The organism is Streptomyces sp. NPDC048566 (assembly GCF_043199735.1).
GTDB lineage: Bacteria > Actinomycetota > Actinomycetes > Streptomycetales > Streptomycetaceae > Streptomyces.
In genome coordinates this window covers 69,492-85,574 of the sequence record NZ_JBICWL010000022.1, presented here as the reverse complement: position 1 = coordinate 85,574, position 16,083 = coordinate 69,492, and the positions used below count along the sequence as shown (strand labels likewise).

Here is a 16,083-nt window from a genome sequence, read left to right as displayed (position 1 = left end):
ATCGGCGCACGGCCGCACAAGGGGGCGCATGGCCAATATGGTCGGCCCATGACGAACGAGCCTCTGCCCTTCCCGCGCCGGCATGCCCGCACGCAGCGGTTCACCTCCGGGGCACCCCGGGCGTTCACCGTCTCGCCGGACGGTTCCCGTGTGGTGTTCCTGCGATCGTCGTCCGGCACGGACCGGGCGAACCGGCTGTGGGTGCTCGACGTGGCGGAGAACGCGGAGCGTCCGGCGGCGGACCCGGCGACGCTCCTCGCGGGCGCCGAGGAGCGACTCCCGGCGGCGGAGCGGGCGCGCCGGGAACGCAGCCGCGAAGGGGGCGCCGGCATCGTCGGATATGCCACGGACACGGCCGTCGAGCTGGCCTCTTTCACTCTTTCGGGGCGGTTGTTCACGGCGGAGCTGCGGGCCGGGACGGCGCGGGAACTCCGGGTCCCGGGACCGGTGATCGACCCGCGGCCGTCCCCGGACGGCCGGCTGGTGGCGTACGTCGCCCGAGGCGCGCTGCGAGTCGTGGGGGCCGGGGGCGAGGACGACCGGGCCCTCGCGGAGCCGGAGGCGGCCGGGGCGGGCCGGGTCTCCTACGGGCTCGCGGAGTTCGTCGCCGCGGAGGAGATGGGGCGTTCGCGGGGTTTCTGGTGGTCGCCGCAGAGCGACCGGCTGCTGGTCGCCCGGGTGGACGACGGGCCGGTGCAGGACTGGTGGATCGCCGATCCGGCCCGCCCGCAGGACGAGCCCCGGCGGGTGCCCTACCCGGCGGCGGGGACCCCGAACGCGGACGTGCGGCTCTTCGTGGTCGGGCTGGACGGGGGGCGCACGGAGGTCTCCTGGGACCGGGCCCGGTACCCGTATCTGGCGCGTGTGCACTGGTCGGAGGCGGGTGCGCCCTTGATCCTGGTGCAGGCGCGCGACCAGCGCAGCCAGCTGTTCCTGGCCGTGGACGCGGACTCCGGGTCGACCCGGATGGTGCACGCGGACGAAGATCGGGTTTGGCTTGATCTTTTCCCCGGTGTGCCGTGCTGGAGCCCCGGCGGACAGCTCGTGCGGATCGCCGACGAGGGCGGGGCGCGCGTCCTCGCGTTCGGCGAGCGGCCGCTGACCGGCTCGCAGTTGCACGTCCGGGCCGTGCTCGACGTGTCGGCCGACGACGTGCTGGTGGCCGCGTCGGCGGGCGAGACGGCGGCCCTGCCCGAGATCGGCGACGTGCACGTGTACCGGGTGAACGAGCTGGGCGTCGAGCGCCTCTCGGAACAGCCCGGCGTGCACTCGGCGGTCCGCGCGGGGGGCGTGACCGTGCTCGTGTCCTCGGTACCCGACCGGCCGGGCACCCAGGTGCGCGTGCTGCGCGGCGCGAAGAAGCCGACGACCATCCTCTCGTACGCCGAAGATCCCGGTTTGTCCCCGCGCGTGACACTCACCCAGGGGGGCGCACGGAAAATCCCATGCGCCGTGCTGATGCCGGCCGACTACGACGGCGACACTCCCCTGCCCGTCCTGATGGACCCCTACGGCGGTCCGCACGGCCCGCGCGTGGTCGCCGCGCACAACGCCCACCTGACCTCCCAGTGGTTTGCCGACCAGGGATTCGCGGTGGTCGTCGCGGACGGCCGGGGCACCCCGGGCCGGTCCCCCGCCTGGGAGAAGGCGATCCGGGACGACTTCACCCTCGCCCTCGACGACCAGGTGGAGGCGCTGCACGCACTGGCGGAGCGGTTCCCGCTCGACCTGTCCCGGGTGGCGGTGCGGGGCTGGTCGTTCGGCGGCTGGCTCGCGGCGCTGGCCGTGCTGCGCCGCCCGGACGTCTTCCACGCGGGCATCGCGGGCGCTCCGGTGGCGGACTGGCGGCTGTACGACACGCACTACACGGAGCGCTACCTCGGCGACCCGGCGGCGAACCCGGCCGCGTACGCGGGGAGTTCGCTCGTCACCGACGAGGGGCTGTCCGCGCCCGCCGAGCCGCACCGGCCGCTGATGATCGTGCACGGGCTCGCGGACGACAACGTGGTGGTGGCGCACGCCCTGCGGCTGTCCTCCGCGCTGCTGGCCGCCGGGCGCCCGCACGAGGTGCTGCCGCTGTCGGGCGTCACCCACATGACCCCGCAGGAGACCGTGGCGGAGAACCTGCTGCTGCTCCAGGTGGACTTCCTGAAGCGCTCCCTCGGCGCGAGCTGAGCGGCAGCCCCGCCGGACGCCACGGCCACCCTCCGCGCCGCGGAGGGGCGGCGCCGTCCCTCCGCGCGGGCGGCGCCGGGCCGTCGCACGGCGACGAGCCGGGGCGACATGGCGCGCCCCGGCTCGTCTACGGCACCCGCACGGCCGTACGGTGTTCACCTTGGCGTGTCCGTATATCGGTACCGCGTCGGTCAAGTTGCCTGCGTGTTAACGACGTTCCTCCGCCTTTGTGCGGTTATGGCGTGCCGTCGGAGGGCGCCTCCGGCGGGACGACCTGCTTCTCCTCGGCGAAGTGGCAGGCCGAGGCGTGGGCGGCCGGGCCGTCGACGTGACGGAACTCGGCCGGCACCGCGAGCACCGGGACCTCCAGGGTGCAGCGCTCCTGCGCCTTCCAGCAGCGGGTGCGGAACCGGCAGCCCGACGGGATGTTCGCGGGCGAGGGCACGTCCCCGGCGAGGATGATCCGCTCCCGGTGCTCCCGCGCCTCGGGGTCCGGAAGCGGCACGGCGGACAGCAGCGCCTGGGTGTAGGGGTGCGTCGGATGGTCGTAGATCTCGACGTCCCGCCCGGTCTCGACGATCCGCCCGAGGTACATCACCCCGACCCGGTCGGAGATGTGCCGCACGATCGACAGGTCGTGGGCGATGAAGACGTAGCTGAGGTCGAACTCGCTCTGGAGCTTGTCCAGCAGGTTGACGACCTGGGCCTGCACGGAGACGTCCAGCGCGGACACCGGCTCGTCCGCCACGATGATCTCCGGGCGCAGCGCGAGGCCGCGGGCGATGCCGATGCGCTGGCGCTGGCCCCCGGAGAACTGGTGCGGGTAGCGGTTGATGTACTCGGGGTTCAGCCCGACCACGTCGAGCAGGTCCTGGACCCGCTTCCTGCGGTCGCCCTTCGGCGCCACCTCGGGATGGATCTCGTAGGGCTCCCCGATGATGTCGCCGACGGTCATCCGCGGGTTGAGCGAGGTGTACGGGTCCTGGAACACCATCTGGATGTTGCGGCGGACCGCCTTGAGCGCCTTGCCGGACAGCCGGCTGATGTCCTCGCCCTTGTACCTGATCGTCCCGCCGGTGGGCTTCTCCAGGTGGACCAGCATCTTGGCGACCGTCGACTTGCCGCAGCCGGACTCGCCGACGATGCCGAGGGTCTCGCCGCGCCCGAGCGTGAAGTCGACGCCGTCGACGGCCTTGACCGCGCCGACCTGCTTCTTGAAGACAATGCCCCGGGTCAGCGGGAAGTGCTTGACCAGCCCGCTGACCTCCAGCAGGGGTTCAGTGGCCGTCTGTGTCATCGAGGCACTCCCTCCAGAAGAAGCAGGCACTTCCGCGGTCGGCGTCGACCTCGGCGAGCGGCGGCACCTCGGTGCGGCAGATGTCCTGGGCCATCGGGCAGCGCGGGTTGAAGGCGCACCCCGGCGGGATGTGCATGAGGTTGGGCGGCAGCCCCTTGATCGCGTACAGCTCCCGGCCCTTGTGGTCCAGACGCGGGATCGATTCCAGCAGTCCCTTGGTGTAGGGGTGGGCGGGCGCCTTGTAGATGTCGTGGACCGGGGCGGTCTCGACGATGCGTCCCGCGTACATCACCGCGATCCGGTCGGCGACGTCCGCGACCACGCCGAGGTCGTGGGTGATGAGGATGAGCCCCATGCCGAGTTCGCGCTGGAGCTCGGCGAGCAGGTCCATCACCTGGGCCTGCACGGTCACGTCGAGCGCCGTGGTCGGCTCGTCGGCGATGATCAGGGCGGGTTCCAGGGCCAGCGCCATGGCGATCATGATGCGCTGGCGCATGCCGCCGGAGAACTGGTGCGGGTAGTCGCGCACCCGCTCGGCGGCGGCCGGGATGCGCACCCGGTCCATCAGCTCGACCGCCTTGGCGCGGGCGTCCTTGCGGGACATCCCGCGGTGCACGACGAACATCTCGCCGAGCTGGTCGCCGACGCTCAGCACCGGGTTCAGGGACGACAGCGCGTCCTGGAAGATCATGGCCATCTCGGCGCCGCGGACCTTGCGCCGCTCGTCCTCCTTCAGCTTGAGCAGGTCGCGGCCCTGGAAGAGGATCTCACCGCCGGTGATCCTGCCCGGCGGGATGTCGAGGATGCCCATCACGGCCTGGGCGGTCACCGACTTGCCCGAGCCGGACTCGCCGAGGACGGCGAGCGTCTCGCCCTTGTCGACGCCGTAGTCGACCCCGTTGACGGCCTTGGCGACGCCGTCGCGGGTTCGGAACTCCACGTGCAGGTCGCGCACTTCGAGCAGCACGTCCGGTCACCTCAGCTTCGGGTCGAGGGCGTCGCGCACCGCGTCGCCGAGCATGATGAACGCGAGCACGGTGATCGCGAGCGCGCCGGCCGGCCACAGCAGCATGTGCGGGGCCTGGCGGATGTAGGCGGAGGCCGCGGAGATGTCGATGCCCCAGCTGACCCTGGGCGGCTTCAGGCCGACGCCCAGGTAGGACAGGGTGGCCTCCAGCGAGATGTACGTGCCGAGCGCGATGGTCGCGACCACGATGACCGGGGCGACCGCGTTCGGCGCGATGTGCCGCAGCATCAGGCGGGAGTTGGAGGCGCCGAGCGCGCGGGCGGCCTGCACGTAGTCGTTCTCCTTGGTGGTGATGACCGAGCCGCGCGCGATACGGGAGATCTGCGGCCAGCCGAGCAGCACCATGAACCCGACGACCGGCCAGATCGTGTTGCTGGTCACCACCGACAGCAGGACCAGACCGCCGAGGACGACGGGGATCGCGAAGAAGATGTCGGTGAGCCGGGACAGGAGCGAGTCGTTGAGGCCGCCGTAGAAGCCGGCGAGGCCGCCGAGGACCGAGCCGAGGAGGGCGACCCCGAGGGTGGCGAGCACACCCACGCTGATGGAGACCCGGGTGCCGTAGACGGTCCGGGTGTAGACGTCGCAGCCCTGCCCGTCGAAGCCGAAGGGGTGTCCGGGCTGCGAGCCCTGCTGGCGCTTGGCGAGGTCGCACTGGAGGGGGCTCTGGTCGGTGATCAGGCCGGGCCAGATCGAGATGACGACCAGGAAGAGGATGACGAGCCCGGAGATGATGAAGACCGGGTTGCGGCGCAGGTCCCGCCAGGCGTCGGACCACAGGGAGCGCGGCTTCTCCTGCGGCCCGGTGCCCTCCGGCCCGCCGGGGGTCCGCTCCAGCGTCTCCGCCTCGCTCGCCCCGAGGTCCATCGGTCCCCCCATGCCCGTCGCGGCGATGGCGAGGTCCTCCGGCGGAGGACCCTCGGGGCCGTGGTGCGGCTCTTCCTCGTACGGCGGCTGCTCAGGCATAGCGGATCCTCGGGTCGAGTACGGCGTACAGGAGGTCGACGAGCAGGTTGGCGACCAGGAAGACGAGGACGAGCACGGTCACGAAGCCGACGACGGTCTGCGTGTTCTGGCGCAGGATGCCCTGGTACAGCTGATAGCCGACGCCGTGGATGTTGAAGATCCGCTCGGTGACGATCGCGCCGCCCATCAGCGCGCCGATGTCGGTGCCGATGAAGGTGACGACGGGGATCAGCGAGTTGCGCAGCAGGTGCCGGATGGTGACCCGGCGCCGGGGCAGGCCCTTGGCCACGGCCGTCCGGACGTAGTCGGACCGCCTGTTCTCCGCGATGGAGGTACGGGTCAGGCGGGTCACGTAGGCGAGGGACACCGACGCCAGCACCAGCCCCGGCACGATCAGCTCGCCGAAGGTCGCCTCGGAGGAGACCGAGGGCTGGATCCAGCCCCACTTGACGCCGAGCAGCAGCTGGAGCAGGAGGCCGGTGACGAAGGTCGGCACGGAGATCACGATGAGGGTGAACAGCAGGACGCCGGTGTCGACGGGACGGCCGCGGCGCAGACCGGTGATCACACCGAGGGTGATGCCGATGACGATCTCGAACACGATGGCGACGATGGTGAGCCGGATGGTGACCGGGAACGCGGAGCCCATCAGCTCGGTGACCGGCTGGCCGTTGAACGCGGTGCCGAAGTCGCCGGTGAAGATGTTGCCGAGGTAGGTGAGGTACTGCTGCCACAGGGGCTTGTCGAGACCGAACTCCGAACGCAGCTGGGCGGCCGTGGCGGGGTCGCAGCTCCGGTCGCCGCACAGGCCCGCGATGGGGTCGCCCATCACGTTGACCATCAGGAAGATCAGCAGTGTGGCGCCGATGAAGACCGGGATCATCTGCAGCAGGCGCCGGATGACGTACCGTCCCATGAGTGCTCCGGAGGTAGTGGGGCGGGCCCGTGCGGCGGGCCCGCCCCGGGCGGCTCAGTTGACGGTGATCTCGTTGTAGACGGGGACGCTGAACTGGTTGAGCGCCACGTTCGAGACCTTGTCCGAGTAGCCCGCGCTGCCGTTCTGGTACCAGAGCGGGATGGCGGCCATGTTGTCCCGCACGACGCCCTCGGCCTGCTGGAAGAGCTTGACGGCCTTGCCGGTGTCGGTCTCCGCGTTCGCCTGGTTGACCAGGTCGTCGAACTCCTTGTTGGTCCACAGGCCGTCGTTGGACGAGGCGTTCGTGTAGTACAGCGGCTGGAGGAAGTTCTGGATCAGCGGGTAGTCCATCTGCCAGCCGGCCCGGAACGGACCGGGCATCTTGTGCTCGCCGATCTGGTTGCGGAAGTCGGCGAAGGTGCCGATCGGGTTGCCGACGCACGCCTTGTTGTTGCCGAGGGCGTTGTTGATGGAGTTGCAGACGGCGTCGACCCACTCCTTGTGGGAGCCGGTGTCCGCGTTGTAGCTGATCTTGATCTGGCCGCCGGGCAGGCCGCCGCCCTCCTGGACGAGCTTCTTGGCCTCGCTGGGGTTGTAGTCGCAGGAGTCGCCGCACAGGCCCTTCTGGAAGCCGCCCTTCTCGCCGAGGACCGGCGAGGTCCAGTCGCTGGCCGGGGTCCGGGTCTTCTGGAAGATGGTGTCGGTGATCTGCTGGCGGTTGATCGCCATGGACAGCCCCTGGCGGACCTTCTTCGCGCCGTCGGTGTTCCACTTCGGGTCGTAGAAGGGGAAGGCGAGCGTCTGGATGATGCCGGCCGGGGTGTTGATGTACCGGCCGCTCAGGTCGCTCTTGGCGTTCGCGAGCTGGGCGGCGGGCACGTCGTCGACGAGGTCCAGGTTGCCGGCCAGCAGGTCGTTGTAGGCGGTGTTGTTGTCCGTGTAGACCTTGAGGGTCACGCCGCCGTTCTTGGCCTTGTCGTCCCCCGGGTAGTCGTCCCACTTCACCAGGGACATCTGCGAGCCCTTGGTGTACGAGGAGATCGTGTAGGGGCCGTTGCCGACCGGCTTCTTCACCCAGGCCGCGTGGTCGTCGAAGAACGCCTTGGGCAGTGGCGCGTACGCCACGTAGCCGAGGGTGTCGGGGAAGGTGGAGAACTTCTGGTTCAGCTTGACCGTGAAGGTGTTCGTGCCGGTCACCTTCAGCCCGGAGAGCGTGTCGGCGCTCTGGCTGCCGGAGTCCGGGTGCACCTTGTCATAGCCCTCGATGTACCCGAAGAAGTAGGCGTTCTTCTGGTTGTTCTTCAGGCTGGCGCCGTAGTTCCAGGCGTCCACGAAGGACTGGGCGGTCACCGTCTCGCCGTTGCTGAACTTCCAGCCGTCCTTGATGGTGATCGTGAAGTTCTGCGAGTCCGAGGTCTCGATCTTGTCGGCGAGCATGTCCTCGGCGGCGCCGGTCTCGGCGTTGTACCGCTTCAGCCCGCGGAAGATCATGTCCAGGACCTTGCCGCCCTGGACCTCGTTGGTGTTCGCCGGTTCGAGCGGGTTCTGCGGGTCTCCCCAGGAGGAGCTGACCGTGCCGGAGCCGTCGCCACCGCCGCTGTCACTTCCTCCGCCCCCGCAGGCGGTCGCCGCGAGGGCGACCGCCACCGCACATGCGGCCCATCTGGCGTGTGTGGCTCCACGCATGGAGTGCCTCCTCGAGAGTGCGCTGTGCCGCCGGGGCCGGGGTCGGGCGTTCGGCTCCGGTGCGTCGTGCCTGTCGTGCCTTTACGGCCCAATATCTTTCCATTTGTTCCGTATCGCACATTTACTCCGCCCTTTCGGGTGGCGGTGTGGGCCGAACGGATCGCGGCGGGCCCCGCGGAACGATCCGTTCCGGACGGCGCGTCAGAGGATCTTGCGGCGCCCCGGAGCGATCGCCGGCGGCCGGACCGGCGGCGGACCACGCAAAGGATCGTGAAGATCTCCCCAAAGGATCTTGAAGATCGGCGCAACGGATCTCCGCGCTTCGATGCCGAACCGTTCGTTTCGGCGCACGAGATGTACGCATTCCGAGACTCCGCCGTCCGGTTATCGAACTCGTTGCCCGATTCGCGCAGTTGGTCCGAATCCGGACACAGAACGGCCACGGTGCGCTACCCGCGTAGTTACGCTCAGGTCAAGCAAGGGCAAAAAAGGTAAAGAGAAACCCAAGGGGATCGAGATTTTATTGACCTTGCATGAATTGCGTTGAAAAAGTCCGGCGTAGCCCGTAGGGAGCGCCCTGCGGATGCCGTTGACCCCATCGGGCATGGAGCACCATGACACTCCCCACTCCTCCCACGGCCGCATCACTTGAGGTGACCGACGAGATCGGATCGATCCCGGATTCGTCGGCGAACCCCAAGGGCTCGGAGAGTCGGTCCCCTGGACGACTCGCCTGGAAGCGGTTCAAGCGCGACCGCACCGGTGTCATATCCGCTTACGTGGTGATCTTCTTCTTCGCGATCGCGGCCCTGGCTCCCGTCATAGCCAAGCTGTACGGCAAGGACCCGTACACCACCTATGCGAGCCAGCGTCCCGAGCTGCTGGACGCCTTCGCCTATCCCACCGGCCCGAACGGCGGGATGAGCCCCGAGTTCTGGTTCGGCATCGAGCCCCAGCTCGGCCGCGACGTCTTCAGCTTCCTTCTGTACGGCATCCGGACCTCGCTGGGCATCGCGGTGGCGGCCACTCTCCTCACCGTGGTCATCGGTGTGGTCATCGGCACCGCCGCCGGCTACGTGGGCGGCAAGACGGACTACGTCGTGGGCCGGATCATCGACATCCTGCTCTCGTTCCCGTCCACCCTGTTCTTCATCGCGTTCATGCCGGTCGTGTACGCCCTCTTCATCGCGCCGGACGAGGAGGTGCCGACCTGGCTGCGGGCGATCGCGCTGATCATCGTGCTCGCCGCCTTCGGCTGGGCCTCCATCGCCCGCCTGCTGCGCGGCCAGGTACTCGGCCTGCGCGAGCGGGAGTTCGTCGAGGCCGCCAAGGTCACGGGTGCATCACCGCGACGTATCGTCTTCAAGGAACTCCTGCCCAACCTGTGGACTCCGATCATCATTCAGTCCACGCTGATGCTTCCGGCGTACGTCACGGCCGAGGCGGGCCTCGCCTTCCTCGGGGTCGGAATGATCGACCCGACCCCGGACTGGGGCGTCATGATCGCCCGCGGCGCGATGTTCTACACGCAGGACCTCACCTTCATGCTCTTCCCGGGCCTCTCCATGGTGATCTTCGTCCTGGCCTTCAACCTGCTCGGCGACTCGGTGCGTGACGCACTCGACCCCAAGTCCAAGCGCTAGCCCAAGCCACTCCCCAGCACCAAGGCAACGAAGCCGGCGTGCCCGGACACCGTCTCATCACTCCCATTTCAAGGCAGGAAGCATGTCCTTCTCGCGTAGAAACTTCCTCATCGCCACCGGCGTCGCCGCGGCGTCGACCTCGGTGCTGAGCGCCTGCAGCAGCGACAGTGGCAGCAAGGGCGGCTCCTCGCAGAACAAGGGCCCGAAGGTCACCGGCTCGAAGACCACCGAGATCCCGGTGGGCACCAAGGCCGACTCCATGGGCCCGGCCCCGGAGGTCTCGGGCGCGGTCAAGGGCGGGACGATCTACTCCCTCCAGCAGTTCGACATGGACCACATGGACCCGGCCCAGATCTACGTCTCGACCGAGAGCGCCATCACCGTCCCGGTCATGCGTGGTCTGACCGGCTACAAGCTGGACGCCAAGGGCAACGCGACCCTGGTCGGCGACGCCGCGACCGACGCCGGCACGATGAAGGACGGCGGCAAGACCTGGTCCTTCACGATCAAGGACGGCATCAAGTGGGAGGACGGCGCCGACCTCTCCATGGACGACGTCCGCCACACCTTCGAGCGCCTCTTCGCCTCCTTCGTCACCGAGGGTCCGCGCTACGTCCAGGACTTCCTGGAGGGTGGCGACAAGTACAAGGGCCCCTACGACGGCAAGACCCTCGACTCCATCGAGATCGACGGCAAGACCGTCACCTTCCGCCTGAAGGAAGCCCGCGTCGACTTCAACTACACGCTCGCCATGCGTGGTTACTCGCTGGTGCCCAAGAAGAAGGACACCAAGCAGAAGTACGACAAGCGCCCCATCTCCTGTGGTCCGTACAAGGTCGACGTCCGCAACATCGGCAAGCAGATGACCTTCGTGCGCAACGAGCACTGGGACCCGAAGACCGACCCGATCCGCAACGCCTACCCGGACAAGTACGTCTTCCAGATGGGCTACGAGCTGGTCGCCTCAACCGACCGCTGGATCGCGGACAAGGGCAACGACCAGTACGCGGTGCCGATCTTCAACGAGATCGCCCCCGAGCGCATCGCCCAGGTGCTCACCAACCCCGAGCTGAAGAAGCGCGTCCTCACCGCGGTCGACACGGTCACCTACTACTGGCCGATCAACATGACCCGCGTCAAGGACCTCGAGGTCCGCAAGGCGATCAACTACGCCTGGCCGCACCAGCAGCTCCAGACCATCCGCGGTGGCGCCTCCACCAGCGAGATCGCCACCACGATCTTCGCCCCGGTGACGCCCGGTTACAAGAAGTTCGACCTCTACGGCGTGGACAAGCACCCGGGTGGCCAGGCCGCCAAGGCCAAGTCCGTGCTGAAGGACGCCGGCAAGCTCGGCTACAAGCTGGTCATCGCGTACCAGCAGTCGGACAACGCGGTGAAGTCCGCCGTCGCCATCAAGAACGCCCTGGAGGCGGCCGGCTTCAAGGTCGTCAACAAGCAGGTCGACAAGTCGACCTTCTACACCCAGATCGGCAAGATCGACAACGGCTTCGACCTCTTCGCGGCCGGCTGGAGCCCGGACTGGCCGGGCGGCTACTCGCAGTTCTACCCGTGCTGGAGCGGCGACAACATCGGCGACGGCCGCAGCAACTACGCCCAGCTGAACGACCCGAGCATCAACAAGGCCATCGACGCCGCCGCGAAGACCGCGGACGTGGAGGAGGCCAACAAGGCCTGGGGCAACGTCGACGAGATGATCATGGAGCAGGCGGCGGTCGTCCCCGACTACCACTCGATCCGCAACTACCTGTACGGCTCCAAGGTCGGCAACGTCATCTGGGACGGCGGCAACACCTGCGTCGCGCTCACCAAGCTCTACGCGATGAAGTAAACCCGCACGACCTGTCGGGGGCGGCCATGCACATGGCCGCCCCCTGTGGCCCACCCCCCTCTACTTCCTCCCGGCGACGGCGCCCCGTCCGGAAAGTCACGCCTCATGTTCCGCTTCCTTGTCCGCCGAGTCACCGGCGCACTGGTCATCTTGCTGATCATCAGTGCCATCACCTTCTGGCTCTTCTACGCCGTGCCGCGTGACCCCGCCATGATGTCCTGCGGCAAGAACTGCACGCCTGAGAACCTCGCGCAGATCCGGAAGAACCTGGGCATCGACCACTCCATCCCGGTCCAGTACTGGTACTGGCTGAAGGGCATCTTCGTCGGTCGCGACTACGCCGGCTTCGGGAACTGCGACGCCCCGTGCCTCGGCTACTCCTTCGCCAACAACGTGCCGGTCTACGACACGATCATGGACCGGCTGCCGACGACGCTGTCCCTGGCCTTCGGCTCCGCGGTGGTCTTCCTGATCCTCGGCATCGGCGCGGGCATGGTGGCCGCCCTGAAGCAGGGCCAGTTCCTGGACAAGTTCGCCAGCTCCTTCTCGCTGCTCGGCTCCTCCCTCCAGATCTACTTCGTGGGCTACATCGCGATGTTCATCTTCGTCGCGAAGCTGGGCTGGCTCGACCAGCCGCAGTGGGTTCCGCTGAGCCAGGACCCGGTCGCCTGGTTCTCCGGCCTGCTGCTGCCCTGGCTGGTGCTGGCGATCATCTTCACCGCCAACTACACCCGTATGACGCGCTCCCAGATGGTGGAGCAGCTCAGCGAGGACTACGTCCGCACGGCCCGCGCCAAGGGCCTGTCCCGGGCGAGCGTCTTCTTCCGCTTCGCCTGGCGCGGAGCGATGGGCCCCATCGTCACGGTGTTCGGCATCGACCTCGGCACGCTGATCGGCGGTGCCATCATCACCGAGTCGACCTTCAGTCTCCCCGGCATCGGCCGGCTCGCGGTGGCGTCCGTGGACCAGAGCGACCTGCCCATGCTGCTCGGCGTGACCCTCCTCTCGGCCGGCGCGATCGTCCTCTTCAACATCATCGTGGACGCCGTCTACGCCCTCATCGACCCGCGGATCCGGCTCGGCTGACGCCGGCGCCCGCCGCCGTCCCCGCGCCGCCCGCAAGCTACCCCTCGCATCACCCCCCAGGAGCGTCCCCGTGACGAGCACCGATCAGCAGCCCTTCCTGTCCGTCAGGGATCTGAAGGTCCACTTCTCCACCGAGGACGGCGTCGTCAAGGCCGTCGACGGGCTCACCTTCGACCTGGCCAAGGGCAAGACGCTCGGCATCGTGGGTGAGTCGGGCTCCGGCAAGTCCGTCACGAACCTGACGATCCTCGGCCTGCACGACCGCAACCGGACCGCCATCGACGGGGAGATCCTGCTCGACGGCAAGGAACTGCTCACCGCCTCCGAGCGGGAGATGGAGCGGCTCCGCGGCAACAAGATGGCGATGATCTTCCAGGACGCGCTGGCGTCGCTGTCGCCGTACCACACCATCGGCAAGCAGATCGGCGAGACGTACCGCAAGCACACCGGAGCGTCCAAGAAGGAGGCCCGGGCGCGGGCCATCGAGATGCTGCGGCGCGTCGGCATCCCGCAGCCGGACATCCGGGTGGACGACTACCCGCACCAGTTCTCCGGCGGTATGCGCCAGCGCGCGATGATCGCGATGGCGCTGGTCTGCGACCCGGAGCTGCTGATCGCGGACGAGCCCACCACCGCCCTCGACGTGACCGTGCAGGCACAGATCATGGACCTGCTGAAGGACCTCCAGCAGGAGTTCGGCACCGCGATCATCTTCATCACGCACGACCTCGGTGTCATCGCCGACATCGCGGACGACGTGCTGGTGATGTACGGCGGCCGGTGCGTGGAGCGCGGGACCAAGAAGGAGGTGCTGCGGGCGCCGCAGCACCCCTACACCTGGGGACTGCTGGGCTCGATGCCGAGCCTGGACGGGCCGGTCGACGTGCCGCTGTCGCCCATCCCGGGTGCGCCGCCGTCGCTGCTGAACCCGCCGTCGGGCTGCCGCTTCCACCCGCGGTGCACCTTCAGGGAGAAGGTCGAGGGCACGCTCTGCTCCACCGAGCAGCCGCCCCTCCAGGTCACCGACGGGCGCGGCGCCGCCTGCCACCTCACGGCGGACCAGCGCCGGGACTACTTCGCCGACGTCATCGCGACCCGGTCGCACTGACGTAACTGAGACGGGACTTCACGATCATGAGCAACACGAACCCCCTCCTGGACGTCACCGGACTGACCAAGCACTTCCCGGTGATGGGCGGCTTCCCCTTCAAGCGGAAGATCGGCGCGGTGCGGGCCGTCGACGGTCTCGACTTCCAGGTGGCCGAGGGCGAGAGCCTCGGTCTGGTCGGCGAGTCCGGCTGCGGCAAGTCGACGACGGGACGGCTCGTCACCCGGCTGCTGGAGCCCACCTCCGGCAAGATCAGCTATCGCGGCCAGGACATCACGCACGCCGGCCGCAGGCAGCTGGCGCCGGTCCGCTCCGAGATCCAGATGATCTTCCAGGACCCCTACGCGTCGCTGAACCCGCGGCAGACGGTCGGCAAGATCATCTCCGGTCCGATGGAGATCAACGGGATCAACCCGCCCGGGGGCCAGGAGAAGCGGGTCCGTGAACTGCTGGAGACCGTGGGGCTCAACCCCGAGCACTTCAACCGCTTCCCGCACGAGTTCTCCGGCGGCCAGCGCCAGCGCATCGGGGTCGCCCGCGCGCTCGCCCTGGAACCGAAGCTGATCGTCGCGGACGAGCCCGTCTCCGCCCTCGACGTCTCCATCCAGGCGCAGGTCGTCAACCTGCTCCAGGAACTCCAGCGCGACCTGGGCATCGCCTTCCTCTTCATCGCCCACGACCTCGCGGTGGTCCGGCACTTCTCGCAGCGCGTCGCCGTCATGTACCTCGGCAAGATCGTCGAGATCGCCAACCGCGAGGACCTGTACGACAACCCGCGCCACCCCTACACCCGCGCCCTGATGTCGGCCGTGCCCGAGGCGACCGCCGACGACCAGCCGGGCCGCGAGCGCATCCTGCTCAAGGGTGACGTGCCCTCGCCGCTCAACCCGCCGTCGGGCTGCCGGTTCCGCACCCGCTGCTGGAAGGCGCAGGACAAGTGCGCCACCGAGGAGCCGCCGCTGGTGCAGATCTCCGGCAGCAACGCCGGCCACCTGACGGCGTGCCACTACCCGGAGACGACGGAGACCGTGCCGGCGCCGCGTCTCGCCAAGGACCCCGAGGCGGCGGTCTGACACACCCCAATCCGTCAGCCGCCCTCCTTTCGGAACCGACGTCACCGGCCCATTGACCCGAGCCCGCGATCGTCCCGTTCCAGGGGATCGAAGGCCCGCGCCCTCCCGGGTGCGGGCCTTCTTCGGCGGTGGGGCCCACCGGGCGCGGCCGGCGGCCGGACGAGGGAGGGCGCGTCAGTCCGCGTCCCCCCGCTCCACGCAGAACTCGTTGCCCTCCGGGTCCGCGAGGACGACCCAGCCCCCGCCGTCCGGGCGGGTGCGGTCGGCGATCTCCACGGCGCCCAGGGCGAGGGCCCGCTCGACCTCGGCCGCGCGGGTACGGCCCTGCGGCCGGAGGTCGAGGTGGACGCGGTTCTTGGCCGTCTTGCCCTCCTCCACCCGCACGAACAGCAGCGTCGGGCCGCCCGCCGGGTCGGCGACGACCGCCTCCGGGTCGCCGGGCTTGTCGTCGTCGGCGAGCGGGCGGCCGAGCAACGCGCTCCAGAACAGCCCGAGATCGTACGGGTCGCCGGTGCAGTCGAAGGTGATGGTGCGGATGGTCGGGCCGAGGGCCCCGGTCTCCGTCATGGTTCAGGCTCCCGTCGTGCCGTCGGCCAGTTCCCGCAGGATGTCGAGGTGGCCGTTGTGCCGCGCGGTCTCCTCCACGAGGTGCAGGAGAATCCACCGGAGGTCGACCCGCCGGCCGTCGCGGATCGGCCGCTGCGCCGTCGCGTCGAGCTCGTGCACGGCGACCAACTCCCGGTAGCGCTTGCTCTGTTCCTCGTACGCGTCGAGGATCTCCGCCAGCGGTATGTCGACGGCGACGCGCATCTCGCGGTCGGGGTCCTCGTCCGTCCAGGGCCCCTCGTCCTCCTCGCCGAGGAAGACGACCTGGAACCAGGAGTACTCCACCCAGCGCAGGTGGTTCACCACCCCGCTGAGCGTCATCAGCGGGGACCCGGGGAGCGGCGCCTTGCGGGCGTCCTCCTCGGAGACGCCGTCGCACTTGGCGCGGGCGGTGGCCCGGGCGTAGTCGAGGAAGGTGGTCAACTGGGTGCGCTCGTCCCAGGAGACGGGGGTGTCGGTCCGTGTCTGCGAAGTCGAAGTCATCGGGGTGAAGCATCCCGGTCGGCCCGGCCGCTGTCGACCGATTAAGCACCCGACGCCCCGGCCGGAGGCCACCCGCTTACGGGGGGAGCGTCCGCGGACGGCCGAGGGGAGGGTGTTCGAGCACGGACCCTCGCGGTCTGCCAAGTTCGCCCGGACCGGTCCCGGGGG

General features: G+C 69.0%; 13 protein-coding genes. 6 read left to right on the top strand and 7 right to left on the bottom strand.

The window, feature by feature from the left end:
• Window positions 1-48 precede the first annotated feature (48 nt).
• On the top strand, window positions 49-2,175 hold the full coding sequence (locus ACGFS9_RS26295; protein WP_393256666.1) for a prolyl oligopeptidase family serine peptidase: 2,127 nt from the start codon (window positions 49-51) through the stop codon (window positions 2,173-2,175).
• Between the two features lie 235 nt (window positions 2,176-2,410).
• Here ACGFS9_RS26295 and ACGFS9_RS26290 read toward each other — a convergent pair whose 3' ends face one another.
• From ACGFS9_RS26290 to ACGFS9_RS26270, 5 genes are read right to left on the bottom strand one after another with little or no spacing between them, the layout of a single operon-like run.
• Window positions 2,411-3,472 (bottom strand): ABC transporter ATP-binding protein, encoded by a 1,062-nt coding sequence (locus tag ACGFS9_RS26290; protein WP_393256665.1) that lies wholly within the window; start codon window positions 3,470-3,472, stop codon window positions 2,411-2,413.
• Window positions 3,453-4,439 carry an ABC transporter ATP-binding protein gene (locus ACGFS9_RS26285; protein ID WP_393256664.1) on the bottom strand — a complete coding sequence of 329 codons (987 nt, stop codon included), beginning with the start codon at window positions 4,437-4,439 and terminating at the stop codon, window positions 3,453-3,455. The genes ACGFS9_RS26290 and ACGFS9_RS26285 overlap by 20 nt, the downstream gene beginning before the upstream one ends.
• Before the next feature lie 6 nt (window positions 4,440-4,445).
• Complete coding sequence (locus ACGFS9_RS26280; RefSeq protein WP_393256663.1) at window positions 4,446-5,465, bottom strand: ABC transporter permease; 1,020 nt, start codon at window positions 5,463-5,465, stop codon at window positions 4,446-4,448.
• Window positions 5,458-6,381, bottom strand: coding sequence for an ABC transporter permease (locus tag ACGFS9_RS26275; RefSeq protein WP_393256662.1), 924 nt, complete (start codon window positions 6,379-6,381; stop codon window positions 5,458-5,460). The genes ACGFS9_RS26280 and ACGFS9_RS26275 overlap by 8 nt, the downstream gene beginning before the upstream one ends.
• A gap of 54 nt (window positions 6,382-6,435) precedes the next feature.
• The gene (locus tag ACGFS9_RS26270) at window positions 6,436-8,067 is read right to left on the bottom strand and encodes an ABC transporter substrate-binding protein (protein WP_393256661.1); all 1,632 of its coding nucleotides are present in this window, start codon (window positions 8,065-8,067) and stop codon (window positions 6,436-6,438) included.
• Between the two features lie 614 nt (window positions 8,068-8,681).
• On the opposite strand from ACGFS9_RS26270, the gene ACGFS9_RS26265 reads away from it, so the two are divergent.
• From ACGFS9_RS26265 to ACGFS9_RS26245, 5 genes are all read left to right on the top strand, one after another.
• On the top strand, window positions 8,682-9,710 hold the full coding sequence (locus tag ACGFS9_RS26265) for an ABC transporter permease (RefSeq protein WP_393256660.1): 1,029 nt from the start codon (window positions 8,682-8,684) through the stop codon (window positions 9,708-9,710).
• 82 nt (window positions 9,711-9,792) lie between these two features.
• Window positions 9,793-11,559 carry an ABC transporter substrate-binding protein gene (locus tag ACGFS9_RS26260; RefSeq protein ID WP_393256659.1) on the top strand — a complete coding sequence of 589 codons (1,767 nt, stop codon included), beginning with the start codon at window positions 9,793-9,795 and terminating at the stop codon, window positions 11,557-11,559.
• A gap of 105 nt (window positions 11,560-11,664) precedes the next feature.
• Window positions 11,665-12,645, top strand: a complete 981-nt coding sequence (locus ACGFS9_RS26255; protein WP_393256658.1) for an ABC transporter permease — start codon at window positions 11,665-11,667, stop codon at window positions 12,643-12,645.
• Between the two features lie 70 nt (window positions 12,646-12,715).
• Window positions 12,716-13,753: an ABC transporter ATP-binding protein gene (locus tag ACGFS9_RS26250; protein ID WP_393256657.1), complete on the top strand. Its 1,038-nt coding sequence runs from the start codon at window positions 12,716-12,718 to the stop codon at window positions 13,751-13,753.
• A gap of 26 nt (window positions 13,754-13,779) precedes the next feature.
• Window positions 13,780-14,826, top strand: coding sequence for an ABC transporter ATP-binding protein (locus tag ACGFS9_RS26245; protein ID WP_393256656.1), 1,047 nt, complete (start codon window positions 13,780-13,782; stop codon window positions 14,824-14,826).
• Between the two features lie 174 nt (window positions 14,827-15,000).
• On the opposite strand, the gene ACGFS9_RS26240 is transcribed toward ACGFS9_RS26245, so the two are convergent.
• Both ACGFS9_RS26240 and ACGFS9_RS26235 read right to left on the bottom strand, forming a co-directional pair.
• On the bottom strand, window positions 15,001-15,393 hold the full coding sequence (locus ACGFS9_RS26240) for a VOC family protein (RefSeq protein ID WP_393256655.1): 393 nt from the start codon (window positions 15,391-15,393) through the stop codon (window positions 15,001-15,003).
• A gap of 3 nt (window positions 15,394-15,396) precedes the next feature.
• Window positions 15,397-15,915, bottom strand: a complete 519-nt coding sequence (locus tag ACGFS9_RS26235; RefSeq protein ID WP_393256654.1) for a DinB family protein — start codon at window positions 15,913-15,915, stop codon at window positions 15,397-15,399.
• Between the last annotated feature and the right edge of the window lie 168 nt (window positions 15,916-16,083).